The following is a 25,297-nucleotide window of genomic DNA, read 5'->3' as shown; positions in this document are numbered from 1 at the left end:
AATCTCTTCAGGGGAATTTCTTCCCCTGATTTTTTTGTATAAAGCAAATATAGTAAGGGGAGCATTTTATATAGTGGAAGGTGGAAACAGGGGATACAATCCCGCCGAGATCGAAGACAAATGGTATGAATTTTGGGATCGAAAGGGACTCTTCAGGGCCGATAACGAATCGACCTCCGAACCCTACTCCATCGTAATACCCCCCCCTAATGTCACAGGATCACTCCACATGGGGCACGCCCTCAACAACACCCTTCAGGACATCCTTATCAGGTTCAAGGGGATGCAGGGGAGAAACACCCTCTGGATGCCCGGGACCGATCATGCCGGAATCGCCACACAGAACGTCGTCGAGAAGAATCTGGCCAAGATTGGAAAGACCAGACACGACCTTGGCAGGAAGATGTTCGTAGACCGCGTATGGGAGTGGAAGGAGGAGCACGGCGGACTGATCATCAAGCAGCTGAAGAAGCTCGGCGCCTCCTGCGACTGGAGCAGGGAGCGTTTTACGATGGACGAGGGATTATCGAAGGCGGTCAGGCTCGTCTTCGTGACGCTCTATAAGGACGGGCTGATCTACAGGGGAGATTACATCAGCAACTGGTGCCCCAGGTGCCACACCGCCCTTGCGGACCTCGAGGTGGAGCACGAGGATACAAAGGGACACCTCTACTATATCAGGTACCCCTATCTGGATGACGAAAAGAAGTTCGTTGTGGTCGCCACGACGAGGCCCGAGACGATGTTCGGCGACACCGCCGTGGCGGTAAATCCTGACGACGAGCGGTATAAAGACCTTAAGGGTAAAAAGCTCGTCCTCCCCATAATCAAGCGCGAGCTTCCGGTGATATTCGATGATTACGTGAGCCTGGAGTTTGGAACAGGGGCGCTGAAGATAACGCCGGCACACGACGCCAACGACTTCGAGATAGGAAACAACCACGGCCTCGAGAGGATCGTGGTAATCAACGAGGACGGCACCTTAAACGAAGGCGCCGGCCCATACAACGGGATGGAGAGATACGAGGCGAGGGAAAAAGTCGTCTCCGACCTCGAGGAGATGGGGCTTCTGGAAAAGATAGAGGACTACCCCGTTCCGCTCGGGAAATGTTACAGGTGCCACACAGTGGTGGAGCCGCTCGTCTCGAAGCAGTGGTTCGTCAAGGCGGACGTCCTGGCAAAGGAGGCGATCGCCGCCGTTAGGGACGGGAGGACGAGGATTATACCCAAACAGTGGGAGAACACTTATTTCGACTGGATGGAGAATATCAGGGACTGGTGCATCTCCCGGCAGCTCTGGTGGGGGCACCGAATCCCCGCCTGGTACTGCGACGGCTGCGGCGAGGTGATCGTCTCTATGGAAGACCCGAAGGAGTGCAGCGCCTGCAAGGGGAAAAAGCTCACGCAGGACACAGACGTCCTCGACACATGGTTCAGCTCCGCCCTGTGGCCCTTCTCGACTATGGGCTGGCCGGATAAGACGAAGGACCTCGATGTCTACTATCCAACCTCGGCACTCATCACCGGCTTTGACATCATCTTCTTCTGGGTGGCCAGGATGATGATGATGGGGCTCTACTTCATGAAGGACGTGCCGTTTAAGGACGTCTACATCCACGCCCTCGTTCGTGACGAGATGGGCCAGAAGATGAGCAAGTCGAAGGGGAACGTCATCGACCCCTTGACGATAATAGAAAAGTACGGCGCCGACGCCTTCCGCTTCACGCTGACCGCCTTTGCCGCTATGGGGAGGGACATCAAGCTATCGGAGTCGAGGATCGAGGGGTACCGTTTTTTCATAAACAAGCTCTGGAACGCCGCGAGGTTCGTCCAGATGAACATCGGCGACGGCTATGCCCCCGATTTAGATTTTGCCAAGGAGAATCTGAACCTGGCCGACAGGTGGCTTTTGAGCCGTCTCCAGTCCGTCACGGAGGAGGTGACGAACGCCCTGGAAAACTATGAGTTCAATGTTGCCGCCGCATCCCTCTACCAGTTCGTCTGGCACGAGCTCTGCGATTGGTATATCGAGATAAGCAAGATATATCTATATTCCGAAAACGAGTCCGAGAGGGAGAGGACGAAAAACGTCCTTACATACGCCCTTACGAGGACCCTAAAGCTCCTTCACCCGATAATTCCGTTCGTCACGGAGGAGATATACTCCAATATAATGGGTAACATAAAGGATAAAGCGAAGGACGCCCCCGACTTTCTAATGAAGTCGCCCTTTCCTGAAAAGGAGAATTCCCTTACCTTTCCCGACGCAGAGTCCTCCTTTGCGCATATCAGAGACATCGTGACAAACATCAGGAACATCAGGGGCGAGATGAACATCCACCCTAAGAAGAAGCTTGCCGTTATGATCTCGTCCGCCGACGGAAAAGACCTTGAGCTGATAAAGGAGTACGGCGTATACATCAAGTCGCTGGCGGGGGTGGATAAAATCGAGACGGGACAAAACCTCGAGCAGCCGGAGGGCTCCGCCACCTCTATCACGGGGCCCTATGCCATCTACGTACCCCTTGTCGGGATTGTGGATTTCACGGAAGAGAAGAAGAGGCTCGATAAGGAGATGGAAAAGCTTAAAAGCGACCTCATGAAGGTGGAGGGAAAGCTTGGGAGCGAAAACTTCGTCTCCAAGGCGCCCGAAGAGGTGGTCGCAAAGGAGAGGAACAAGAGGGAGACGATCATCGCCAAGAGGGACAACCTCCTCGATAGCCTGAAGAAGGTGGAGAAGTTCCTGGGCGCGTCTTCGTAGCGTTTTTTGACGATTTTTTTCGATCGACGTTTTTTGACTGATCGATATTCCGGGGATTCGATGGAGATTACGCGAAGCGTCACAGAGCTTATCGGTCTTGCCCTGGCCGAGGACGCAGCCGGCGGCGATGTGACCACGGCCGCAACAATCAGGGGGGAAGGGAGGGGAGGGGGGGAGACAATGTCGAGGGCCGTTGTGAGGGGAAAGGAGCCCCTTGTAATCGCGGGGATAGACGTCTTCGAGGAGGTCTTCAGGTGCTGCGGCGGCGGCGTCGAGTTCACCGAAGAGAAATGCGACGGCGACGAGATCAAAGCCGGTGATACGATCTTGAGGGTTAAAGGGCCCACGAGGGTCCTTCTGATGGGTGAGCGGACGGCCTTGAACTTCCTGATGAGGCTATCCGGCATCGCCACGCTGACTTCGAGTGTGGTAAAAAAGCTGGGCAAGAGCGGCGTCAAGGTGGTCGACACCAGAAAGACGACGCCCGGATGGCGCTACCTCGAAAAATATGCGGTGAGGGTGGGGGGCGGACACAACCACCGCTTCTCGCTAACAGACGGCGTCTTGATCAAAGACAACCATATCACCGCGGCCGGGGGAATAACGGGGGCCGTAAAAAGCGCAAGGGAGTATGTCCCCCATACACTGAAGATCGAGGTGGAGGTGAAAAATCCAGAGGAGATCGAGGAGGCGATAAATGCCGGGGCGGACGTCCTTCTTTTGGACAACATGGATCGGGGGAAAGTGGAAGACGCCGTGAAGCAGATCAGCGGCCGCGCCCTGATAGAGGTGTCCGGCGGAGTTACCCCGGAGAATATTAAAAATTACGACGTTGACGGCGTTCATTTTATATCTATGGGTTATCTGACCCACGGGGCCAGATCGGTGGATATCAATATGAAGATAGAAGTTCCATGATCGAGAAACTCTCCTTTTTTATGAAAGGCAGGCTCAAAACCAGTATTGTGGGGAGAGAGGTCATCTACATGGACGAGACCGACTCCACCAACGAGGATGCCTACAGGCTGGCTGTGAACGGGGTTGACGAAGGGTGGGTCGTGATAGCGAGAAACCAGAGAAGGGGAAAGGGGAGCAGGGGGAGGGTCTGGTCGTCTCCCGGCGGGCAGAATGTCTACCTTTCGCTGGTTTTGAGGCCCAAGGTCTCGGCGGAGAAGGCCTCGCTCCTTACGATACTCTCGGCCCTGGCGGTTGCCGAAACCGTAAACGACTATGTTTCAAAGGGGGTTTCTATAAAGTGGCCCAACGACGTCCTGATTGACGGCAAGAAGGTATCGGGAATATTGTTGGAGATGGGAACGGACAGAAACGGAGACCGTTTCTTCGTGGTAGGAATCGGGATAAACGTGAACAGCACCAAGATGGAGATTCCAACCGTCTTGACGGATACGGCGACATCTCTCTATCTCGAAATCGGTTATGCCGTATCAGTCAAGGATGTTATTTTCAAGCTGTTTTATCGTCTCGATTCTTGGTACGAAAAGTACAATAATCAAGGCTTCGAGGAGATAATCAAGAAGTTCAGGGCTATGTGCACTACAATAGGGAAAAGGATTTCGGTGGTTGTGGAGGAGAACAAAGTTGTCGACGGGCTTGCCCTGGGGGTTGACGAGGACGGCTTTCTGTTGGTAGAAGATGAGAAGGGGGCCGTTAAAAAGGTGATATCGGGCGAATTGAAAACCTATTCATGAGGACGAGATGTTGCTTGTTTTGGATGTAGGCAATACGAACACAGTTATCGGGGTTTACAAGGGAGACGAGCTGATCAGTAACTGGCGGGTGCTTACGCGGCCGGAGCAGACGTCGGACGAATACGGCGTACTCCTGCAGAACCTCTATTACTCTTCGAGGATCAGCCCCGGCGAGATAAAGAGCGTTATAGTCTCCTGCGTTGTGCCGCCGATGGTCGGTGTGGTCGATGAATTGTGCAAAAAGTATTTTAATCTGATCCCGATGCATATAGAGCCTGGGATAAAGACGGGAATGCCGATAACTTACGACAATCCGAGGGAGGTGGGGGCAGACAGGATCGTCAACGCCGTGGCCGCATATCATAAGATAAAAGGGCCCCTGATCGTAGTAGATTTCGGAACGGCAACGACCTTTGACTGCGTCAGCAGGAAGGGAGAGTACATAGGGGGGGTAATATCTCCGGGGCTTACTACTTCGAGCGAGGCCCTATTCTTGAAGGCGAGCAAGCTTCCCAAGGTCGAGCTTATAAGGCCCAACTCCGTTATAGGCAAAAACACCATACACAGTATGCAGTCGGGGATAATCTTCGGTTATGTGGACCTCGTTGATGGGATTGTGAGGAGGATATCAAAGGAGATGAAGGAAGAGCCTTACGTGATAGCCACCGGCGGTCTATCGGGAATAATCGCCAAGGAATCGACAACCATCAATGAGGTGGACGGCTTTCTCACCCTCAAGGGGCTTAAGATCATTCATGACATAAACCGCCCGCGAGAAACGAATGTTTAAAATTTTTTTTCTGGGTAAACAAGGGACGAGATTAACGGTACGAAACTGAAACTTTCCTTGACATTTCCTATAAATAAAATATATGATTAAACATTATGAGAAACAGGGGAGACTCTAAATGAAATTTGAAACTTCCGATATCAGAAATGCCGCACTGGTTGGTCACGGCGGTTGTGGAAAGACGAGCCTTGCCGAGGCGATACTGTTCTATGCGAAAGCCATCGATCGTTTGGGAAAGGTGGATGATTCCAACTCCACAATGGATTTCGATCCCGAGGAGACCAAGAGAAATATATCCATAAGCTCTTCATTTTTCGATTTTGAATGGGAGAAGAAAAAGGTCAACCTTATTGACACGCCCGGGGACGCCGATTTCAGCACGGAGGCCCAGATCAGCCTTTCGGTCTCGGATAACGCCGTTGTCGTTGTGGATGCGGTAGGCGGCGTGGAGATACAGACTGAGAATATGTTCAAGAGGGCCGAGGAGTTCGGGATCCCAAGGATGATTTTTATATCCAAGCTGGACAGAGAGAGGGCGGATTTCGACCGTACCTTTGAGGCGATAAAAGGGGCGTTCAAGGGGAGGTTCGCGGCGATGACCTACCCGATCGGGAAGGAGGCGGCGTTTTCGGGGGTTGTGGATCTGATAAGCGGAAAGGCGTTGAACTACGCCAACGATACATCCGGGAAGTTCACCGAGGACGAAATCCCGGCGGAGCTGTCTTCTGTTATCGAAGATCTTAAGGGTGAAATGATCGAGTCGATTGCGGAATCGGACGATTCCCTGCTGGAGAAATACCTCGATACGGGGCAGCTCTCCCAGGAGGAGCTCTCAATGGGCCTCAAGGAGGGGGTGAAAAACGGGAATCTGGTGCCGGTATTCTGCGGGTCGGGTCTGAAAAATATCGGGGTAAAGCCCCTCCTCGACTTCCTCGCAAATATCGCCGCCTCTCCAATGGAGAGGAAGCCCTTTAAGGCAAAGGACTCGGTCTCCGGGGGGGATGTCGAGGTCAAGGCAGATCCAGACGCACCGGCGGCTGCATTGATCTTTAAGACGATCGCCGATCCTTACGCCGGGAAGCTATCCGTGTTCAGGGTGGTCTCCGGAACGATAAAGGCGGACTCGACCATCTTCAACAGCACCAAGGGATCGAAGGAGAGGATCGGGCAGATCATGCATATGAGGGGGAAGGAGCAGAAGCCTACAAATACCGCGCCGGCGGGGGACATCGCCGCCGTCGCAAAGCTCAAGGATACCGTCACGGGAGATACCCTTGTGGATGAATCCAGGAAGGTGGTGTTCCCCGGATTCAAGATTCCCCCGCACATTATGTCCTTTGCCCTCGTCCCGAAGAGCAAGGGGGACGAAGACAAGATCATGACCTCCATCCATAGACTCATCGAGGAAGACCCAACGCTGAAAATACACAGAAATGACGAGACCAGAGAGCTCCTCCTGTCGGGTATGGGACAGGTTCATCTCGAGGTAATCATCGCGAAGCTGAAGAGTAAATTCGGCGTGGATGTCGACCTTCTTGTGCCGAAGGTTCCCTACAAGGAGACAATAAAGGGAAAGGCCAGGGTACAGGGAAAATACAAGAAGCAGACCGGCGGGAAGGGCCAATATGGAGACACGTGGATAGAGATAGAGCCGCAGCCCAGGGGGAAGGGCTTCGAGTTTGTGGACAAAATAGTCGGCGGAGTGATACCGAGACAATATATCCCGGCATGTGAAAAGGGAATAGTGGAGGCGATGGCGGGGGGTGTAATCGCCGGTTATCCCGTGGTCGATGTGAAGGTGGGGCTTGTCGACGGCTCCTATCACAACGTTGACTCCTCCGAGATGGCTTTCAAGATCGCCGCCTCTCTCGGATTCAAAAAGGGCTTCAAGGAGTGCAAGCCGGTGATACTGGAGCCTATAATGAAGATGGAGATCGTTGTAAGCGAGGACAACGTGGGCGATGTCATGGGCGACCTTAACAGCCGCAGGGGCAAGGTTGCCGGCGTCGATTCAAAGGAGGGCATCCAGATTATAACGGCCTTTGTACCCATGGCCGAGGTGTTGAGTTATGCACCCGACCTCAGATCAATAACGAGCGGTCGGGGCACCTTCACGATGGAGATAGATCACTACGAAGAGGTCCCCGCGCAGCTTATGGACAAGATTGTAGAGGCGGCCCAAAAAGAGGGGGAAGAATAAGGGGGTAGGAGATTTTTTTGACGGGAATTGACGGATTAGGCTTATATCTGCGTGTGGGGTCGGTGGTGATTGACGGATGAGGCCTTGATCTGAGTGCGGGCCGGTGGGGGTTGACGGAAAAGACCTTAATCTGTGTGGGGGGCAGACGGGCATCGAAGGATTAGACCTTGATTTCTGTGCGGAGCCGTACGGGAAATCAAGTTAAAGTATAGATAGAGGCAGAATTATTAGCTATTTTCTTCACGAAGTCCTTTCTTAAGGAATCTCAATTTCAATATAGATTTCAAATCGGATTTTAGTGTCGGGTTTAGGGTATCACTTAAATGGATTCGGATGATTCATTTATAAAAGGGTACAGCAGACAACCGAGTTTTTCTCTTATGTCGATGCTGTTTCCCCTTCTCATGTTTTCAGTATTTGTTTTTGTCGTTGCATTTTCCACCGGGTGCAGGGAGAAAAAAGAAAAAGAAGGACCTATGCCCAAGACTCCCGTGGAATTTGACGATAAATCAACAAAAGTCGTTTTAGATAGTATACTTACTCCGATAATGATCGAATCGGAGCCGACCTGGGACGCGGGAGATGAAATTCATCCCGTCTCACCCGGCGAGCTCATTGATTTTGGGAAGGGCGATAGAGGTGAAATGGAGGTTGGGGAAAACACCGGTCGGACTGAAGAAGTATTTACAATTCAGCTGGGGGCGTTTATTTTCGACAAAAACCTTGACAGGGTCAGGGACGGTGTCTCCACGCTCGGCTACTCCCCTTACATCAAGGAGATAAACAGAGAGATAATCATGTACTGCCCGATTATCGGGCGGCACCTCAATAAAAAGGAGGCGGAGGCCTTGATAATAACGCTCAATTCGGAGGATTTCGACTCCGTTTCAATAAAGGGCAAGGCCGGTCTCTTCGATGTGGCCTCGGGGCTCTTCTATTATGAGGAGGATGCGAAGGCGTCATTAAAGAGGCTCGAAGAACTCGGTTACAATGCCGAGATTGAGGGGAGAAAGGTCGAAGTTACGTTAAAGCGCCTGAGAATCGGGAGCTACTATGATATCGAGGACGCGAAGAGGGATATGAACGCATTGGTGGAAAAGGGATTTACTCCCATCATTGTAAACAAGGAACAATGAGAGTAAAGATAACAAAGGATATAGCGAAGTTCGTAAGTCCACAGTCACCAAGAAATGTGAGGCTGATGGCCGCCAACGGCGCCATACCGCTTCCACCGGCGGATTTGATTAAAATACTCTATATCCTCTGTTTCGACAGGGACACCGAGGTCAAAAAGAGGGCCCAGGGAAATTTCAAGGAATTCTCGACGGATATTATAGTCGAGCTGATAAACAAGGATATCGAGCCCGGAGTGATAGACTTTCTGGTTCGATATCACAAGGACAGAAACAAGCTCATCAAGGGCGCCATTCTAAACAAGAACACTCCCGATGACACCATAGCCTATCTCGCCAGGGCAAAAAGCACGGCCATTGCCGAGATGATAAGTCAAAACCACGAAAGGATTTTTCGTTCAGATAAAATATTTAACGCCCTCATGGGCAATCCTATGTTATCGGTCGCAACAAAGGAGAGGTTGAGAGAATTAAGGGATAGGTCTGAAGCCGCCTTCGGTCAAAGCGATGATTCCGAGGTTGTAGTTATGGGCGTCGTGGATTCGGACGGGGGAGGGGCCGGGGGGGCCGAGGTCGGGACGGGTTACGGTGGAGCCGGGAGGGTTGCGGTGCCGGTATCTTCGGCGGGAGTCGACAAGGCGAAAACCTCCTCTGAAGAGGAGGAAGAAACGGGCAATGCGGCGAAAAGAATTATGAAGATGAATGTGTCACAGAAGATAAAGCTCGCTACGATCGCGGAAAAAGAGGAACGAACAATTCTCCTCAGAGATTCGAGCAAGATCGTTGTGGCGGCCACGATAAAGAGCCCGAAGATCACGGAAGAAGAGATACTCAATGTCGCCAAATCCAAGCAGGCGAGCGACGAGGCGATAAGGTTGATCACCTTAAACAAGGAATGGATGAAGACATACTCCATTAAGCTTGCCCTTGTCAATAATCCTAAGACACCGCCTTCGGTGGCGATGAGGCTCATGAATACATTATCCAAAAAGGACATCAGGGACATCTCAAACAGCAGGAACGTTTCGTCGCTTATTTCCAACAACGCGAAAAAGATCTTGTACGCAAGAGAAAAGCGTAGTTAAAGGGGGATTAGTTATGGCCCTGATTAATTATGCAAATAAAGAGATAAACGCGAAGATAGTATATTATGGGCCCGGACTTTCAGGAAAGACAACCAATATCCAGTATATATATCAGAAGCTCAGGCCCGAGCACCGCGGAAAACTTATTACCCTCCCAACCCAGACCGACCGGACCCTTTTCTTCGACTTTCTGCCGGTGGAGATCCCGGACGTAAAGGGATTTACGACGAGGTTTCACCTCTACACGGTCCCGGGGCAGGTCTTTTACAACGCAACGAGAAAGATGGTTCTAAAGGGCGTTGACGGTGTTGTGTTTGTGGCCGACTCGCAATTGGAAAAACTGGATGACAACATAGCAAGCATAAAGAACCTCGAAGACAACCTCATGGAATACGGAAAAAGCATAAAGACCCTCCCGTTTGTTTTCCAGTTCAACAAGCGCGATCTCAAAAACACCTGTGAGGTGAAGGATATGTTGTCAAGCCTCAATAAGGAAGGCTATCCATATTATGAGGCGATCGCGACCCAGGGGCCAGGAGTGATGTCTACGCTTACAGGGATATCGAAGATGGTGTTGCGGCATCTCAAGGATTCTTACGAAGCCCAGAAGATCCTCCGGTACGAGTCAGGCTTGGATGTGGATGAGGCTCAAAAAGGCGACTATTCCTCCGAGGAGGAGGTAATGACCAGGGAGGAGGAAGAGATATTGGGAAGCTCGGAGGAGGAGGTCCTCGGGTCGGAAGAAATCGTGACTTATACCGGCGAGGAGATGGGGCCGGAGACCGACGACCTGGGCGTAATGGGAGAGTATGACGATGCCGATAGAGGCAAGGGTGGTGGTGAAATCGAGATCGAGCACGGGGAGGCCGAAGAGATCGAGGTGGATCTCGACAGCAGAGATTTTTCCGGAAGGTCGGATTCGAGGTCCGAACAGATGGAGATAGAGGTCGGGATCGAAAAAGACGTCTCGTCTCAAAGGCCGGATGATGTTGAAATTACAGCCGCGGATCGGAGGCCTGCCGAAGTGGAGCTTGTCCTCGGGGGCGAGGTGGAGAGGCTGGGCGCGACCGCATTTAAGATACCCCTCACGTTCAGGCTGAACGATATAAAAAAGGACGTCCAGTTGAATATCAGCTTCAAGATAAGCGACAGCGAAAAGGACAAGGATATATTCTGAAGACTAAAGCCTTCTCATTTTATATCTCCATCCACTTTTTTTCGCCTTTCCGGCATGGGGAGAAGACGATACAGCGGTCAATAAGGTTGAAATCCCGTCTGATCATATAAAAGTTCAAATTTCATCCCGTTCCAAATCCAAAGCCCTACAATCACCCTGCCGTATTTTTAGAAATCTTAGTCAGTTCCTTGCCGGATTGGATGCTCTCCTTGCTATGCGTGAGTCCTGACCGATCTATAAAGTTTCCGGTTTTTGTTTTAAGATGGCGTTTTGGCCAAAGTATAGTAACTTGACTGTTTCGTTTAATTTTGTTAAAATACATAGATACAATTCAAGGAAATGATAAAAAAACGTTAAAGAAGAGCCTTGGCAAATCTCGGTCTTATGGTAATGACACTTTTGAAAGTTTGGGGTTTTTACCGATAAAATAGCATTGAGACCATATTAATATGGAGTCGGTACTCATAAAGCACGACTACATCATGTTTTTAGATACGCCAAAATCCGTCAGGAAAGGCAGTTATAAGAAGCGTATTAACCGGGCTCTATAACAATTAGAGGTGTGGTTATGGGCACTGAGAAGAGACTAATTCTCCTAAGTGTTGTAACTGCAGTACTGATAGGAATACCCGCCTTTCATTTCAGCAGCGACCCTCCCCGTGAAGCCCGGCAAAACCATTTTTTTAAAGCCGATAAGCCCGTCCTTCTTGCCGCCGAACACGACGCGCCAGAAATATTTTTTCCCAATCCTAAAATAAAAACCGACAGCGTCGTAATCGTCCGGGAAGATCAGCCGGACGACCTGTCGAAAAATAACGACTACGGGTCTTACAACCGCACGGTACGTGTCGGCATTTACCAGAATCAGCCGAAGATATTCATTGACGAAGACAGCCGTCCATCGGGTATATTTGTCGATATTCTCGAAGAGATCGCCAGGCTTGAAAAGTGGAACCTGGTGTATGTTCCATGTGAATGGGCGGAGTGCCTCGATGCTCTTGAAAATGACCGGATTGATTTGATGCCGGATGTAGCCTATTCGCGGGAGCGGGACGAGAAGTATGATTTTCACAAGGCTCCGGTTGTGGACAGCTGGTCGCAGGTGTATGCGAACAAATCTATTCCGATGACAACACTTTCGGACCTTAAAGGACGACGTATAGCCTTGCTTAAAAGGGGTATTCAGGAGACAGTTTTTAAACAGATGATCAGCGGATTTGGTTTCAACGTAAATATTGTAGAGACCAAAACATACGAGGAAGGATTCAGGCTGGCCGGTAAAGGCTCTGTTGATGCGGTGATTTCAAACCATCTAATTGGAAACTACTTTTTCGAAAAGTACGGATTGATAAAGACTCCCATAGTTTTTAATCCGGTGTCATTGTATTTTGCTACCGCACAGGGGCGTAACTTAGAGCTTCTTGATGCCATTGATTATCATTTGAATTCTTGGCAAGTTCAGCCCAATTCCCAATACTACATAACAATGGCTCGATGGATGGAAAAGCCCCCGAAAAAGGTTGTGCCGCGTTATCTTAAATGGATTATCTTTGTTACTCTGGGGTTTTTAGTTTTATCGCTCGGAGTTATTCAAATCCTGCGCCTGCAGGTCGGGGCCAAGACAAGGCATCTGGTCGAGGCGAACGAGCTGCTTCAAAAGAGCGAAGAAAAATACAGATTACTCGTGGAAAATCTCAATGATGTCATCTTTAACCTCGATGCAGAGGGCAATATTACCTATATGAATCCTGTGGCAGAGAGAATTTTCGGCTACCGTACCGAAGATATTATCGGAAATTCATTCTCCAAATATGTCCATCCCGATGATATTGGGGGCCTTATGGGAAGCCGTGAAGAAACTATAGGTGGTGTTTTGAATCCTTATGAATTTAGAATGGTAGATAAAAAGGGTTCCATTCATCACGTTAGAACTTCCAGCAGACCTATTAAAAAGGATAGTCAACACGTTGGGATGATAGGCGTATTGACCGACATCACAAAAAAGAGGAAGGCCGAAGAGGCGCTGAGGGAGAGCGAGGGGAAATACCGTACGATTATAAATACTATTGAGGACGGCTATTTTGAGGTCGATCTGAAGGGCAGTTTCACCTTCTTCAATGAGTCAATGATGAGGATGCTGGGGTACGATAAAGAGAAGATGTTGGGACTCAACTATCGGAAGTATATGACTAAGGAAATTGCGGATAAGGTCTATTTGACATTCAATGAGGTGTTCCGCACAGGAGTCCCCGCCAAAAACGCGGACTGGCGGCTGATCAGAAAGAGCAAGGAGTTAATAGATATTGAGACTTCCATATCTCTCAAGAGGGACGATTCGTATGGGCCGATCGGCTTTTTCGGCATCGCCCGGGATGTCACCGAGAAGAAGAAGATGGAGTTCCAGCTTTTGCAGACCGAAAAGCTGTCAACGATGGGCACCCTTATGTCAGGCGTTGCGCATGAGCTCAACAATCCGCTGACATCGATCATCGGTTACGCCCAGCTGTTATCGAAAAGAGATGTGCCCGATGAGATCAAGGAGAAACTCGATGTCATATTAAGAGAGTCCATTAGATCATCGAAGATAGTCGGCGGCCTGCTCGCTTTCGCCAGGGAGCACAAGCCTGAACGGAAGACGATCAATATCAATGATGTCCTGATGGAGTCGATCAAGCTCAGGGAATATGATCTTAAGGTCAGCAATGTTGATATAAGGACTTCACTTTCAAGAGATCTGCCTCAAACATACGCCGATCCCTATCAGCTTCAGCAGGTTTTTATAAATCTGATCAATAACGCCCGAGATGCCATCGAAGAGCAGGATCAGGGAGTGCTTTCCATCAGCTCGTACAGAGAGAATGACAACATTGTTTTGGAGTTCGAAGACACCGGCCCCGGTATTCCCGAAGAGCTGGTAAATAGAATTTTCGACCCGTTTTTTACAACAAAGGAGGCGGGCAAAGGAACCGGCCTGGGACTAAGTATGGCTTACGGTATTATAAAGGAACACAACGGCACCATATCGGTGGAGAGTAAACCGGGTATCGGCACGAAGTTTATCATTTCAATTCCGATAGTCAAAAACGCTAGACCAATAATGGATGAGGTCAAAGCTCCCATTAAGGCGCCTGACGGCGTAAAGAGTATCCTCATCGTCGAGGACGAGGCATCCCTTAGAGACCTTCTCTACAACGCACTGACCGAAACAGGGTACTCGGTCGAGATAACGTCCACCGGTGACGAAGCTTTAGACATTCTCGGGGCGAAAGAATTTGACGCCGTGATATCGGATATAAAGATGCCGGGGATCAACGGGAAGGAGCTCTACCTGCACCTGCAGAAGAGTCACGCCGATATTGCGGACAAGATAATATTCATTACCGGCGACGTCTTGAACAAGGAGACGCAGTCGTTTCTGCAAAACACGAATAACAAGTTCATTGAAAAGCCGTTTAACGTCGATGTCTTGGTTTCAATGCTGAATGAAGTTTTGTCCGAGTGATTTTTTAAATGTATAGAATATTGAATACCGCTCTATTCCCAAGGCGGAGCGATAAAAAAACCACTGACTGATGGAGTTGATGACAAAAATGCTGCCGGGCGTGGGCAGCGCCCACGCCCAAACATAAACGCCGAGATGCTTTTCAAAAACCTCTCGCCACATTAAAGCTGCAAGTGCCGGCATGTAAGGCGGCATTTAACAATATTACAATAAGACAAAATAACGGCAGCCTGCTGACAAAAACGTGCTCCTAATTGGGGACCACCAGATAGTACCAGAAGCGCTGCTCGCGCGTGTGTCCCAGGTCGATCTGCATGCTCTTCACCTCGGTGTACTCGTTTAGGAAGCCGTGTATCCCCCTCTCCCTTCCGATCCCGCTCTGCTTTACGCCGCCGTAGGGGAGGTCGAGGCTCTGGAGGTGAAAGGAGTTTATCCAGACGTTTCCGACCCTGAGCTTCTCGCCGATACCTATTGCCCGGTCTACGTTGCCCGACCAAACAGCGCCGAGGAGCCCGTACTCCGAGTCGTTGGCGATCTCGACAGCCTGATTGTCGTCCTCGAACTTGATGACGCACATTACCGGGCCGAATATCTCCTCCTGGGCGATCTTCATCTTATTGTCCACGTCGACGAAGACGGTGGGCTCGAAGAAGTAGCCCTTCTCGAGACCTTCGGGCCGGCTGCCCCCGCAGGCGAGCTTCGCCCCCTCATCCTTTCCGATCCTGACGTATTTTTCAACCGTATTTCTCTGACCTTCGCTGATTAGAGCTCCCATGTCGGTGGCGAAATCAGTCGGATCGCCCACCTTTATCCTCTTGACCTTTTTGATCAACTTTTCCACAAAGGCGTCGTAAATCGAGGCGTGGACGAGTACCCTCGTCCCGGAGTAGCAGATCTGGCCGGCGTGGAAGAAGCAGCCGAATATGGCGCTGTCCACGGCCAGGTTCAGCTCCACGTCGTCGAGGAAGATATTAGCCGATTTTCCACCCAGCTCCATCGTCACCCTCTTGAGACCGTCGGCTGTAAGGGAGCAGACGCGCCTACCGGACTGGGTGGAGCCTGTAAAGGAGACCTTGTCGACCTCCGGATGGGAGACCAGCGATTCCCCGACCGACTCGCCCGGGCCGACGATCACGTTGACCACCCCCTTGGGTATCTCCGATTCGGAAACGAGCTTCGTGAACTCCAAGAGCGATAGGGGGGTCAATGTCGCGGGCTTTACCACCACGCTGTTTCCCGCGGCTAGGGGCGCGGCGATCGCCCCCACGCCCCCGACGAGCGGGGCGTTCCAGGGGACTATCTGGGCGCAGACGCCGATAGGCTCCCGCCTGATGTAGGGAAACGCGGCCGCCGGAAACTTGAAGATCGGCATCGCCTCCTCGAATACCCGGTTGGCCGCCTTGGCGTACCACTCGAACCTGTTCTGGGCCGACGACACGAAGCTCCCGCACTGCTTTGCGGCGGCGCCGCTGTTGGCGATCTCGATAGGCAAGATCTCCTGGGCGCGCTCCCTGAATTTACTCAGGAGATCGAGCATTATCCGGGATCGCTCGGAGGGATCTTTTAACCGCCACTCGCCTCTCTCGAAGGAGTCGCGGGCGGCCTTAACGGCGCGCTCAACCTCCGCCTTTCCCCCCAGGGCCGCCTCGGCGATGACCTCCTCGGTGGCGGGGTTTACGACCTTCGTGGTCTTTCCGTCCGAGGCGTCGGCCCACTCCCCGTCAATGTACATTCGGTACTTTTCCATCTAAAACCTCCTAGATTTTTCTCAAGACAATGGTCGGAATTATTTCAAGGCCTAAAATCAAACAAAAAGGGCAAAAAGGGGCCTTCAGTGAACAAGTTGTTTATCGTATGTGGAGTTTCATTATATGCGTAGGCTGTGAATGCTCGAGGTATATACAAAGTATATATATACTATAGATATACCGAAATATGTCAAGAACTATTTGTATAAAGGTTAAAAGAATTGGCGAAAATTTTTGTGAGGTTCCTAACAGGATTCAATCGATAGCCCTGATGAAGCCTTAGCAGAGGATAGAGTCTAATTAAATCTAATTCGAAGATGCGGTTCTTAAGGCTGCAAAAGGAAGGAGGCGATGGCCGATATTGAGAGGGCCATAGGTATTGACCCGAATTACTATTGGGCCTATTACTATTACACGAGGGGGTTGATCTTTGATACGATGGGCGATGCGAAAAAGGCCGTTGTAGACTTTAAATAAGCCTGCGACAACGGGGAGGTGGAAGCGTGTGAAAAGTTAAAGTGAGTTTTAGGCTCTAGCTCACATCGTAACATCTTGAGGCAGGGTTTTATCCGGTTGGATATTTTTCTTACCGTTTGAGAGTGATAACTAGTATATTCCCTATATATAAAAGGAACGGCAAATTCAACTCCAAAGCGCAACTTATATGACCGGGCATGTCGATTTATTGACTTGAAGCTTCCGCAGTGTGCCATGTCATCAAAATGAATTAGCTAAAGATTGTTTCTCTAAACCTCCCTCTTTGCCATCTTGAATATCCGCTTGGCGTTGATGATCTGGGCCGGGACGCTGGCGCCCGCCTCGCTCTGGCTCCCGATGAACCAGAGGTTCTTGAAGGGAGTCCTGAACTTCGGGGCCTCCTTTCCCATGATTGGGCACATCCCGCCGAAGGAGTGGTGATCAGGCATATAGGTGATCCTCTTGAAGTCGTCCGGCGTCAGCGTGATCTTAACCTTAACGCTCTTCCTCAACCCCGGGATTGTTTTCTCCACCTCGACTAATAACTTTTCGGTCATCTCGTCCTTGACCGCCTCCCAACCCCCCTCGATCTCGCTCGGGGCGATGGTGTAAATCGTTATCGAGTGCATGCCTTTCGGCGCCATCTCCGGCGTGTGGAAGGAGTTGATGTAGACTACGAAGCCCTCCTTCCCCTCGTGGTACTCGCCGTCCCGGGTCAGGTAAACGCCCCCCTCGATGTCGTAGGTGTTGATGTAGTAGACGACCGGCCTGTCCTGGTATGGGGTTGGGTCCATGTCTACGCCCAGCTGCACCATGAAGACCGACTCCATCAGCGGAACGTCCTCGATCTTTGCCGCGAAGTCGGTCGGGAGGCGGTCCTTGCCGATGAGTTTAAGGAAGCACTCCCTGGCGCCGCCGCTTACAAACACCATGTCCGCCTCGACGACCTTACCGTTTTCAAGCTCGACGCCCGTGACCTTTTCCCCCTCGGTCAATATTTTCTTGACAGCTTTATTCGTGTGTATTTTCCCTCCAGCCTCGGTTACCGATTTGGCGACCGCATCGACCATCTTCCCGATGCCCCCGGCGACGTAGTAAAACTGCACCCTCTTGGGCCCTATGCCGAAGACCCTCTTTGCGGGGATCCTGTAGTCGTAGGCGGTCTCCGGATTGAAGAAGGGGACGCCCAGCCCGATAAACTCCGAGGGGAGCACGACGAGGTCGGCCAAAATTGCGGTGAAGAAGGCCTTTATCTTCTCGTCGGTGAAGTAGAGGTCGAGGAGCTCCTTCGCCGAGAGCTTCTCGTATTTTTTTATCCTGAGATAGAGGATCAGCATCCCGATCTTGTAGAAGAATGCGCGAACCGGCCCCCTCACCTTAGCCATCCTGTCCAGCGTGACGAGGTCGGTTACGATGTCGCAGATATTGTAGAAGCGGTCTATACCGTCGGCCTCATCGGGAAATATCTCCTTCAACAGATCCTTTCTCCAGTAGGGCCCGCTGTATTTCTCCGGTTTTCTGACGGTGTAATCGGGAAAGGCCACAACGCGGTCTCCCATGATCAGCTTAAACCTGTCGGCGGCACCTATCTCCTTAAGCACGACTCCCCCCGGCTCGCCGGGACCAACGGCCTCGATTATCATCGGCCCGATGTCCCACGTGAATCCCTTCTCCTTCATCGACATCGTAACCCCGCCGATGAAATCAGACTGCTCGTATACGTCAACATCCATCCCGTCCCTTGCGAGATACGCCGCAACGGTGAGTCCCGCCATTCCCGCTCCGATCACTACCGAATTTGTCATGGTCAGCTCCTTAACCGGATAGAGTAAAACAGAATATTTATACGGATTTTGGATTTTATCAGAATCGGGGCCTAAAGACAAGTAAGAATGGGATGGAATAGATGAATAAATTGAAAAATTCCTTTGCACGGAAATACATTGTCCTTGATAAATCCCGACATATAAAGTAGACTATTATTAGGCACTAAAATAGTATTGAGTTTAAGGAGTATATAAGGATGGGGGACAAAGGGAGATTCACGGGCTTCAGCGATGATACGTTGAAGTTTTACAGGGGATTAGCTGTGAACAACAAGAAGGTGTGGTTCGACGACCACAGGGGTGATTTCGAGGATCACGTCATGGCGCCGGCCAGGGATTTCGTCGTCGACATGGGAGAGAGGCTTGAGCTTATCGCCCCGAACATCATCGCCGACCCGAGGGTCAACAAGTCCCTTTTTCGGATAAGCAAGGATGTCAGGTTCAGCAAGGACAAGTCCCCATACAAGACCCACCTGGCGATATTATTCTGGGAGGGGAGGAGGAAGAGGATGGAGTGCTCGGGGTTCTACTTTCACGTGGAGCCGGAGCTCCTTCTGATCGGCGCGGGAATATACATGTTTCCCAAGGAGCACCTGGACGAGTACAGGAGATCGGTGGTTCACCCCACCCACGGCCCTAAGCTCGCCGAGGCGATAAGCGAGGTCGAGGGAGGCTCTTCCGTCAAGGGTGACGGTAGGTGCGGGCTCTACGGCGGGGAGCGCTACAAGAAGGTGCCCCGGGGCTACGACCCGGATCACGAGAGGGCTGGCCTCCTTTTGAACAAGGGGCTTACCGCCTTTGCCGAGTCGCCAATTCCTCGGGAGTTCTACTCGGAGGCGATGGTCGACTACGCCTTCGAATATTTTGTAAAGATGGCCCCCCTCCACCGGTGGCTCGTTGAGATGGTCGAGAGGGTGGGGGAGTAATCTCCCCTGAGATTTATTGATTTAATGGGATGGACGGAAAGGAGGCTTTCGATATGTTATTGGAGGATAGGTTGATCGAGGAGGTAAAGAGACTGTTCGGAGACGATCAAAAGAGGATCGACCACGCCCTTACCGTATTCGGGTATGCCTCTGAGATAATGAAAGCGGAGGGGGGCGACCCGAAGGTCGTGGTCTCCGCCGCGCTCCTCCACGACATCGGCATCAAGGAGGCGGAGAGGAAACACGGCTCCTCCGCGGCCAAGTACCAGGAGATGGAGGGCCCGAGGATCGCCGAGGGGATAATGAGGGATGTGGGCCTCGACGCCGACACGATAGACCACGTGTGCCGGATCGTGGGGAGCCACCACAGCGCGAGGGATATCGACACAGTGGAGTTCAGGATCATCTGGGATGCGGACTGGATAGTCAACATCCCGGATTTGTATGACGTTGAGGACAAGGGAAAGCTCGCGGGTGTGATAAAAAAGCTTTTCAGGACGAAGAGTGGAAGGGAGATCGCCGAGGGGAAATATCTCTAAACAGGAAAGGCTTTCAAGTAGAAAGGCGGCGGGAGAGTCGGATAAATCCGGCATCTCCCGCCGTCGTCCTTTATGTTTTAAATCCTCTCGATCATATATTCTTTCTACTCCGAGCAGCAGGGACAGGAGAGGAGGAAACCCTCGAAGACCTGTCCGATGTAGAGCCTGCCGTTAATGACGCGTCCCACGCTCCCCGCCGATATTTCCTGACCCTTGTTGGCGTAGATTTCCTTGACTTCGCCCGCCGGAGAGACTACCAATATCTGCGTGGGGGAGATGTTTGCGCCGTCCTTGGCGTGTTTCAAGAAGATAAACGAGTTGAAGTGACATGCCGCGTAAATGGTGCCGTCAGGCTCGATTTCGAGGTTGTCCGGCATCGTGCCCAGGTCGACCTTCGAGAGGTATTTCAGCCCGGTGATCTTGCCTTCGGTCCTTATGATCTCGTATTTCTTGACCGACTTGTCCATCAGAGCCGCGCGGTACAGATACTCCGCCCCGTCCGCTTTAAAGTAGTTGATACCGTTTCCGTAGGACTCCGGGTTGCCGAAGTCGATATATTCCGCACCGTCGTAGTAGATGATGTCGCCGTTTTTTATCTTGAAGAGGGCCTTGATCTTCTTGATGGTGTTTCCTCCCTTGCCGGAGTCGTTGGAGACGAATAACGTCCCGTCGGGCAGCGCCACGAGGTCGTTCGGGCTCGTGTAGAGCTCGCTCTTAAGCGTCTCGACGTGCTTCCACTCCCTGTTGTTTCCACTGCCCGTCATGTCGAAGACCTCTACGGTGTGCAGCCCCTCAGCCGGATTCGGGTGGGAGATGACGAAGAGCCTTCCGCCGGTATCCGTGGTTATGTAGCTGACGCCGTGGGGCTTGAAGCTATCCGGGTACTCGATGTCGATCGGATTTCCCACCTGCTCCTCGGGCGGGAGGGCAAGGTCGATCCAGAAGAGCTTTCCGTCTTTCTCATGGTTTCTCCTGTCGTCGCTGGAGACGACGAGGATATTCTCGCTTGCGATGTAGGCGAAGTCCTCCGGCCCCGGCATCCCGGTGATTCTGATGCAGTTGTCGATGGGAATCTCCGTCTCGATGTTCTTTGCGCACCCGGTGGCGAGGCATAAGGGTACGGCCGTCAGTAAAATTAATAAGACTTTCAGCCCGCTAATATTTTTCGTTTTCGCAGACATTTCATTTCCCCTTAGAAAATTTAGGATATTTTCACTAATATATATAGTATTTATCAATTTTGCAAGGGGAAAGTTGGGGGGGAGGGCCATAGAAAATGTAATAAAGCCTTTTAAATTTCATTATAAAAATTCAAAATTTTTATTATCATTGTTATAAGTTCTCTTTGACATAATACAAATATTTATGATTTAATATGCCCTTGGTTGTTTAGCGGATTTAAAACTAAAAAGAGATGATTTAAAAAGGTTTTTTCAATGGTCAGAATAATGTATTTTAGACTGGTCACTTTTCAGGTTATTCTTCTTATTGCTTTATCGATAAACTTGTATGCTAAAAACAGAATAGTGCTTACAGGTGGTGTTTTGGCGGGGCAATCATTGTCTGAATCGAAGTGGACAATTTATGTGGAGCCGAAGGAATACATAGAAGGAAATATTGAGTGCAAAACATATAACAGCAACAGCCCAGATGCCGTAGTACCTTTCGGATATACCTGGACTTGGGGTAAACGTGAAAGTTCAATAGTGACTATTGATAAATGGATTCCGACAGGCGGTAGAAATTGGGATATCCCGATAGATTTGAAGGCTCCTTCTGAACCAAAAACATATTACGTAATTTTTGGCACAAACGGTGAATTCAATATGGAACAGGTTTTCTCTTCGACAAGTTGGGTTTATAGAAAAATCGTTTGGTATGATGGTAATGATTTTCACGATATGGATGATAAAGTTTTGTTTTTTGCACATGAAAATGGATATATTCAGAATTGGCCGTACTTAAATGATACAGGATATCATGTTGATGACGTTCCAGTAATGCCTATTAAGGTGATTGTAAAACCAAAGATAATTGAACCAAAAGTGCTTGAAAAAAAACCGGAAAATAAGCCCAAAATAATTACCGAAACCGAAACCAAGACAATAAAAACTTCTCCAACCTTTAGTGAAAAGGATGATTCTGATTTATTATCAAATCCATGGTTTATAGGTTTAGTTACCACAATTATTGGCGGGATAATAGTCTATATTATTACAAGGAATTTCATCTTTTGATAGACCTATTCTTAATTGGGTGAGAATCAGATAAAGGAAAGCAGGAAAAGTAAATTTTAATAATATTGAATACTGAATACACCTATAAACTAAAGCTCCCCCCCCTCACCTCATCAGATACTTCACCGCATCCGTAATCCCCTCGAGGGTCATCTCGTACATCGGAAAGACCTCCTTGACGATCGGGATCGTGTCGGTGTGGGGCCAGATACGGGCGGGCCTTGGGTTCAGCCAGACGCACTTTCTGAAGTGGTCCTTGACCATCTTCAGCCAGTGGATGCCGGGGGTGTCGTTTCTGTAATAGTAGTAGATGGCGCCGTCGACGTTGAGAAGCTCCGAGGGGGCCATGTCGGCGTCACCCACGAGGATAGCTCTGTAGTCGCTCCCGTACTGCCTCAGGACATCGATGGTCTTTGCCTTCTCCCTCTTCATGAAGTCGCTGTACATCTCCTGGTAGATGCAGTTGTGGAAGTAGAAGTACCTGAGGTCCCTGATCTGGCTCTTGGCGGCGGAAAAGAGGCGCTCCACCGTCTGGACGAAGGGGTTCATCGACCCGCCGGAGTCCATGAAGAGGAGGACCTTTGCGGCGTTGGTGAGGCTTCTTCCCCAGACGAGGTCGATCTCGCCGCCGTTCCTGCAGGTCTTGTCGATGGTCTTGTCGAGGTCGAGCTCGTCCTCCGGCCCCCGGGGGAGGAGCGTCCTCAGCCTCGACAGGGCGACCTTGATGTTCCTCGTGTCGAGGATTACTTCGGACGAGTAGTTCTTGAACCTCCGCTCCTCGGCGATCTGGACGGCGCGCCTGTGGCGGGAGCCGTCCTGGCCTATCCTCACGCCGGTGGGGTGAAAGCCGTAGGCCCCCTGGGTAGACGTCCCGCCGGTGCCTATCGCTCTGTTTCCTCCCTTGTGTCCCTTGTAGCGTCCCTCCCCCCACTGGCGCTCGAAGTTCGCCCTGACCTCGTCGAGATCGAGGGCTTCAAGGAGGGCCATCTGCTCCGGCGTGAGGACGAGCGCATCAATTCTCTCCAGACCTTTCAGTATCTCGGCGACCATCTCCTCCGGGGTCTCGATCCCCTTGAAGTAGGAGGCGAATGCGATGTCGTATTTGTCGTAGAGGGCCTCGTCCTTGACGAGAACCGCCCTAGCGATGTAGTAGAAGCGATCGAGGCTCGTCAGGTTGAGGTTCTCGGAGAGGACCTTGTGTAGCACGATCCACTCGGTTAGGGAGACCGGCACTCCCCTCGATTTTAGCTCGAAGAAAAAATCGATGAACATCTACGCTCCTCGTCCGTTTCTCTGGCGGTAGCCCTGATAGCTCTTGTCGTAGTCCTTGTGCCTCTCGACTGTGATGTAGTCCTCGTTTTTCTTCATAAGGGTTCCCAGAAACGGTATCTCGGCCTCCACCCGGTCGGGGTCTATCCCCCCAACGATGAGCGCCTGAACCCAGTCGATAAGCTCCGAGGTAGAGGGCTTTTTCCTGAGCCGGTTGAGGGACCTTATCCAGTAGAACCTGGCGATGACGGCGTCCATCAGGTCTCTTTCGATATTCGGGAAGTGGACCCTGATTATCCGTTCCATCAGCTCATCGTCCGGAAACTCGATGTAGTGGAAGACGCACCGGCGAAGGAACGCGTCCGGGAGCTCCTTCTCGCTGTTGGAGGTGATGATGACGATGGGCCTGTTCTTCGCGGTGATCGTCTCGTCCGTCTCCGGTATGTGAAAGGACATCACGTCCATTTCGTTTAGGAGGTCGTTGGGAAACTCGAGGTCGGCCTTATCGATCTCGTCGATGAGAAGCACCACCTGCTTATCCGTCGTGAAGGACTGACCGAGCTTTCCGAGCTTGATGTAGCGCTTGATGTCGGAGACGTTCCCCTCGCCGAAGCGGGCGTCGTTGAGCCTCTGCACCGTGTCGTATACGTAGAGGCCGTCCTTGGCCTTGGTGGTCGATTTGATGTTCCAAACGATGATCTCCTTTTTTATACCCTCGGCAATGGAGTGGGCGAGAAGCGTCTTTCCGGTTCCCGGCTCCCCCTTGACCAGGAGGGGCCTGCTTAAGGCGATGGAGACGTTTACCGAGTCCATCAGGTGTTGGGAGACGATATAGCTTTCGGTTCCGCTGTAATCTTTCATTTCTATATCCAATATCCAAAAAGTGAAAAAGAACTGTAGGGTTTTAAAGCATTAAATAATTAGTATAGTTTATTTGCGGGGGAAGGTCAAGGGAAAGTGGTTTAAAAATTTGAATTGCCATTTTGTTATTCAGGCTGATTGTGACGCAATGTAGTAATGTGAAGTCACCCGGCTACCTTATCTCAGGCGCAGGCGGAAGGGCCACCTCTTCGGTAATCACGAAGGCGACATCCACGTGCCTCCTGACCAGAGAGGCCGGAAATATGGGGGAAATCTCCCCGTAGAGCGCCCTCCTGACTCCGTATTTCTGCCAATCCCTGTTCATGTATATCCTGATTTTTTTTGCCGAAAATATCTCCCTCATCCCCACCGTCACTGCCCTCTTCGGGATGTAGTCTATGGCGCCGCCGCCCGCAGTGACCGAGTTTATCGTCCTCGTCTCGCGCGACAGGGATAGGACCCTGGTGGGGAGGTTTAAAAATTCCTCGATATCTACCGGCATATCAGGAGGCTCGTTGAAGGCGAGGTGGCCGTTTATACCGACGCCGGCAAAGGATACCTCTATCCCGCCGGAGTCCTCTATCAAATTCCCGTACGCCCCCACGTCTGCCGGATTGGGGAAGTGGACGCTCTTTGGATCGAATCCCGCCCTTCCGGTCAGCCGCTTCGTTAAGGTCTCCTCGACAAATGCCCTAAATGAGAGGGGATGGTTTGTGGAAATGTAGCGGTCGTCATCGGTCAGGTACTCGTCCATGAAGAAGAAGGAGGATCGCGAGAGGTCGATCCCCTCATCGATGGCGATATTCACGAACGGCTCGTACTGCCCCTTCGGCCCCACCGGGAGGATGAAACTCGTTTTTTTATCGGTATTGTTGTTTTTCTCTATCTCGTCCGCCATTGTCCTTGCGAAGTTTTGGGAGAGGGCCTCGTCGTATTTAACGATAGTCACGGGGATGTCGCCCCCGATATTGATCCCCCTTGCCAGCTCCGCCGCCGGAATCGACATAAGCTTTTCGGTTTCCATATAGATGTCATCCTTTTATAATGTGCGGTTTCA

17 protein-coding genes and 1 pseudogene are annotated in these 25,297 nt (G+C 51.1%); 12 read left to right on the top strand and 6 right to left on the bottom strand.

Annotated features, from left to right (window positions below):
• Positions 1 to 70 precede the first annotated feature (70 nt).
• The 9 genes and pseudogenes from JW984_15710 to JW984_15670 all read left to right on the top strand — a co-directional run bounded on the left by JW984_15710 (position 71) and on the right by JW984_15670 (position 14,357).
• Entirely contained in the window at positions 71 to 2,761 is a 2,691-nt protein-coding gene (locus JW984_15710; protein MBN1574643.1) for a valine--tRNA ligase, read from the top strand.
• A gap of 60 nt (positions 2,762 to 2,821) precedes the next feature.
• Positions 2,822 to 3,679, top strand: a complete 858-nt coding sequence (gene nadC, locus JW984_15705; protein MBN1574642.1) for a carboxylating nicotinate-nucleotide diphosphorylase — start codon at positions 2,822 to 2,824, stop codon at positions 3,677 to 3,679.
• Positions 3,676 to 4,470 (top strand): biotin--[acetyl-CoA-carboxylase] ligase, encoded by a 795-nt coding sequence (locus JW984_15700; protein ID MBN1574641.1) that lies wholly within the window; start codon positions 3,676 to 3,678, stop codon positions 4,468 to 4,470. Before nadC ends, JW984_15700 begins: the two co-directional genes overlap by 4 nt.
• A 7-nt stretch (positions 4,471 to 4,477) precedes the next feature.
• On the top strand, positions 4,478 to 5,260 hold the full coding sequence (locus tag JW984_15695; protein MBN1574640.1) for a type III pantothenate kinase: 783 nt from the start codon (positions 4,478 to 4,480) through the stop codon (positions 5,258 to 5,260).
• Positions 5,261 to 5,378: 118 nt separating this feature from the next.
• Positions 5,379 to 7,460 (top strand): elongation factor G, encoded by a 2,082-nt coding sequence (gene fusA / locus JW984_15690; protein ID MBN1574639.1) that lies wholly within the window; start codon positions 5,379 to 5,381, stop codon positions 7,458 to 7,460.
• A gap of 476 nt (positions 7,461 to 7,936) precedes the next feature.
• On the top strand, positions 7,937 to 8,596 hold the full coding sequence (locus JW984_15685; GenBank protein ID MBN1574638.1) for an SPOR domain-containing protein: 660 nt from the start codon (positions 7,937 to 7,939) through the stop codon (positions 8,594 to 8,596).
• On the top strand, positions 8,593 to 9,678 hold the full coding sequence (locus tag JW984_15680) for a hypothetical protein (protein ID MBN1574637.1): 1,086 nt from the start codon (positions 8,593 to 8,595) through the stop codon (positions 9,676 to 9,678). The genes JW984_15685 and JW984_15680 overlap by 4 nt, the downstream gene beginning before the upstream one ends.
• A gap of 13 nt (positions 9,679 to 9,691) precedes the next feature.
• Positions 9,692 to 10,267, top strand: a pseudogene (locus tag JW984_15675) (GTPase domain-containing protein).
• A 1,156-nt stretch (positions 10,268 to 11,423) separates the two neighbouring features.
• On the top strand, positions 11,424 to 14,357 hold the full coding sequence (locus tag JW984_15670) for a PAS domain S-box protein (protein ID MBN1574636.1): 2,934 nt from the start codon (positions 11,424 to 11,426) through the stop codon (positions 14,355 to 14,357).
• A 250-nt stretch (positions 14,358 to 14,607) separates the two neighbouring features.
• Here the strand turns inward: JW984_15670 and JW984_15665 are convergent, their stop codons facing one another.
• Positions 14,608 to 16,104 (bottom strand): aldehyde dehydrogenase, encoded by a 1,497-nt coding sequence (locus tag JW984_15665; GenBank protein ID MBN1574635.1) that lies wholly within the window; start codon positions 16,102 to 16,104, stop codon positions 14,608 to 14,610.
• Positions 16,105 to 16,851: 747 nt separating this feature from the next.
• Entirely contained in the window at positions 16,852 to 18,387 is a 1,536-nt protein-coding gene (locus JW984_15660) for an NAD(P)/FAD-dependent oxidoreductase (GenBank protein MBN1574634.1), read from the bottom strand.
• A 218-nt stretch (positions 18,388 to 18,605) separates the two neighbouring features.
• On the opposite strand from JW984_15660, the gene JW984_15655 reads away from it, so the two are divergent.
• Positions 18,606 to 19,334, top strand: a complete 729-nt coding sequence (locus tag JW984_15655; protein ID MBN1574633.1) for a DUF2461 domain-containing protein — start codon at positions 18,606 to 18,608, stop codon at positions 19,332 to 19,334.
• A 53-nt stretch (positions 19,335 to 19,387) separates the two neighbouring features.
• Positions 19,388 to 19,873, top strand: a complete 486-nt coding sequence (locus JW984_15650) for an HD domain-containing protein (GenBank protein MBN1574632.1) — start codon at positions 19,388 to 19,390, stop codon at positions 19,871 to 19,873.
• A 104-nt stretch (positions 19,874 to 19,977) separates the two neighbouring features.
• Here the strand turns inward: JW984_15650 and JW984_15645 are convergent, their stop codons facing one another.
• Positions 19,978 to 21,054: an SMP-30/gluconolactonase/LRE family protein gene (locus tag JW984_15645; GenBank protein MBN1574631.1), complete on the bottom strand. Its 1,077-nt coding sequence runs from the start codon at positions 21,052 to 21,054 to the stop codon at positions 19,978 to 19,980.
• Positions 21,055 to 21,309: 255 nt separating this feature from the next.
• On the opposite strand from JW984_15645, the gene JW984_15640 reads away from it, so the two are divergent.
• A complete protein-coding gene (locus JW984_15640) occupies positions 21,310 to 22,110 on the top strand; it encodes a hypothetical protein (GenBank protein ID MBN1574630.1) in 801 nt (266 codons plus the stop codon).
• Positions 22,111 to 22,215: 105 nt separating this feature from the next.
• On the opposite strand, the gene JW984_15635 is transcribed toward JW984_15640, so the two are convergent.
• From JW984_15635 to JW984_15625, 3 genes are all read right to left on the bottom strand, one after another.
• Positions 22,216 to 23,382 carry a VWA domain-containing protein gene (locus JW984_15635; GenBank protein ID MBN1574629.1) on the bottom strand — a complete coding sequence of 389 codons (1,167 nt, stop codon included), beginning with the start codon at positions 23,380 to 23,382 and terminating at the stop codon, positions 22,216 to 22,218.
• Positions 23,383 to 24,240 (bottom strand): MoxR family ATPase, encoded by an 858-nt coding sequence (locus tag JW984_15630; GenBank protein ID MBN1574628.1) that lies wholly within the window; start codon positions 24,238 to 24,240, stop codon positions 23,383 to 23,385.
• Between the two features lie 172 nt (positions 24,241 to 24,412).
• Entirely contained in the window at positions 24,413 to 25,264 is an 852-nt protein-coding gene (locus tag JW984_15625) for a glucosamine-6-phosphate isomerase (GenBank protein MBN1574627.1), read from the bottom strand.
• Between the last annotated feature and the right edge of the window lie 33 nt (positions 25,265 to 25,297).

Source organism: Candidatus Zymogenus saltonus, from assembly GCA_016929395.1.
GTDB lineage: Bacteria > Desulfobacterota > Zymogenia > Zymogenales > Zymogenaceae > Zymogenus > Zymogenus saltonus.
Note: the sequence above shows the minus strand (reverse complement) of the source record. Positions and strands in the feature narration are given on the sequence as shown.

What these genes read in the sequence shown, in the direction of transcription:
- JW984_15635 (MBN1574629.1), bottom strand. Translation starts at nt 23,382, where the DNA reads ATGTTCATCGATTTTTTCTTCGAGCTAAAATCGAGGGGAGTGCCGGTC.
- JW984_15625 (MBN1574627.1), bottom strand. Translation starts at nt 25,264, where the DNA reads ATGGAAACCGAAAAGCTTATGTCGATTCCGGCGGCGGAGCTGGCAAGG.
- JW984_15645 (MBN1574631.1), bottom strand. Translation starts at nt 21,054, where the DNA reads ATGTCTGCGAAAACGAAAAATATTAGCGGGCTGAAAGTCTTATTAATT.
- JW984_15670 (MBN1574636.1), top strand. Translation starts at nt 11,424, where the DNA reads ATGGGCACTGAGAAGAGACTAATTCTCCTAAGTGTTGTAACTGCAGTA.
- nadC (MBN1574642.1), top strand. Translation starts at nt 2,822, where the DNA reads ATGGAGATTACGCGAAGCGTCACAGAGCTTATCGGTCTTGCCCTGGCC.
- JW984_15655 (MBN1574633.1), top strand. Translation starts at nt 18,606, where the DNA reads ATGGGGGACAAAGGGAGATTCACGGGCTTCAGCGATGATACGTTGAAG.
- JW984_15685 (MBN1574638.1), top strand. Translation starts at nt 7,937, where the DNA reads ATGCCCAAGACTCCCGTGGAATTTGACGATAAATCAACAAAAGTCGTT.
- JW984_15665 (MBN1574635.1), bottom strand. Translation starts at nt 16,104, where the DNA reads ATGGAAAAGTACCGAATGTACATTGACGGGGAGTGGGCCGACGCCTCG.
- JW984_15640 (MBN1574630.1), top strand. Translation starts at nt 21,310, where the DNA reads ATGGTCAGAATAATGTATTTTAGACTGGTCACTTTTCAGGTTATTCTT.
- JW984_15700 (MBN1574641.1), top strand. Translation starts at nt 3,676, where the DNA reads ATGATCGAGAAACTCTCCTTTTTTATGAAAGGCAGGCTCAAAACCAGT.
- JW984_15695 (MBN1574640.1), top strand. Translation starts at nt 4,478, where the DNA reads ATGTTGCTTGTTTTGGATGTAGGCAATACGAACACAGTTATCGGGGTT.
- JW984_15630 (MBN1574628.1), bottom strand. Translation starts at nt 24,240, where the DNA reads ATGAAAGATTACAGCGGAACCGAAAGCTATATCGTCTCCCAACACCTG.
- JW984_15680 (MBN1574637.1), top strand. Translation starts at nt 8,593, where the DNA reads ATGAGAGTAAAGATAACAAAGGATATAGCGAAGTTCGTAAGTCCACAG.
- JW984_15660 (MBN1574634.1), bottom strand. Translation starts at nt 18,387, where the DNA reads ATGACAAATTCGGTAGTGATCGGAGCGGGAATGGCGGGACTCACCGTT.
- JW984_15650 (MBN1574632.1), top strand. Translation starts at nt 19,388, where the DNA reads ATGTTATTGGAGGATAGGTTGATCGAGGAGGTAAAGAGACTGTTCGGA.
- fusA (MBN1574639.1), top strand. Translation starts at nt 5,379, where the DNA reads ATGAAATTTGAAACTTCCGATATCAGAAATGCCGCACTGGTTGGTCAC.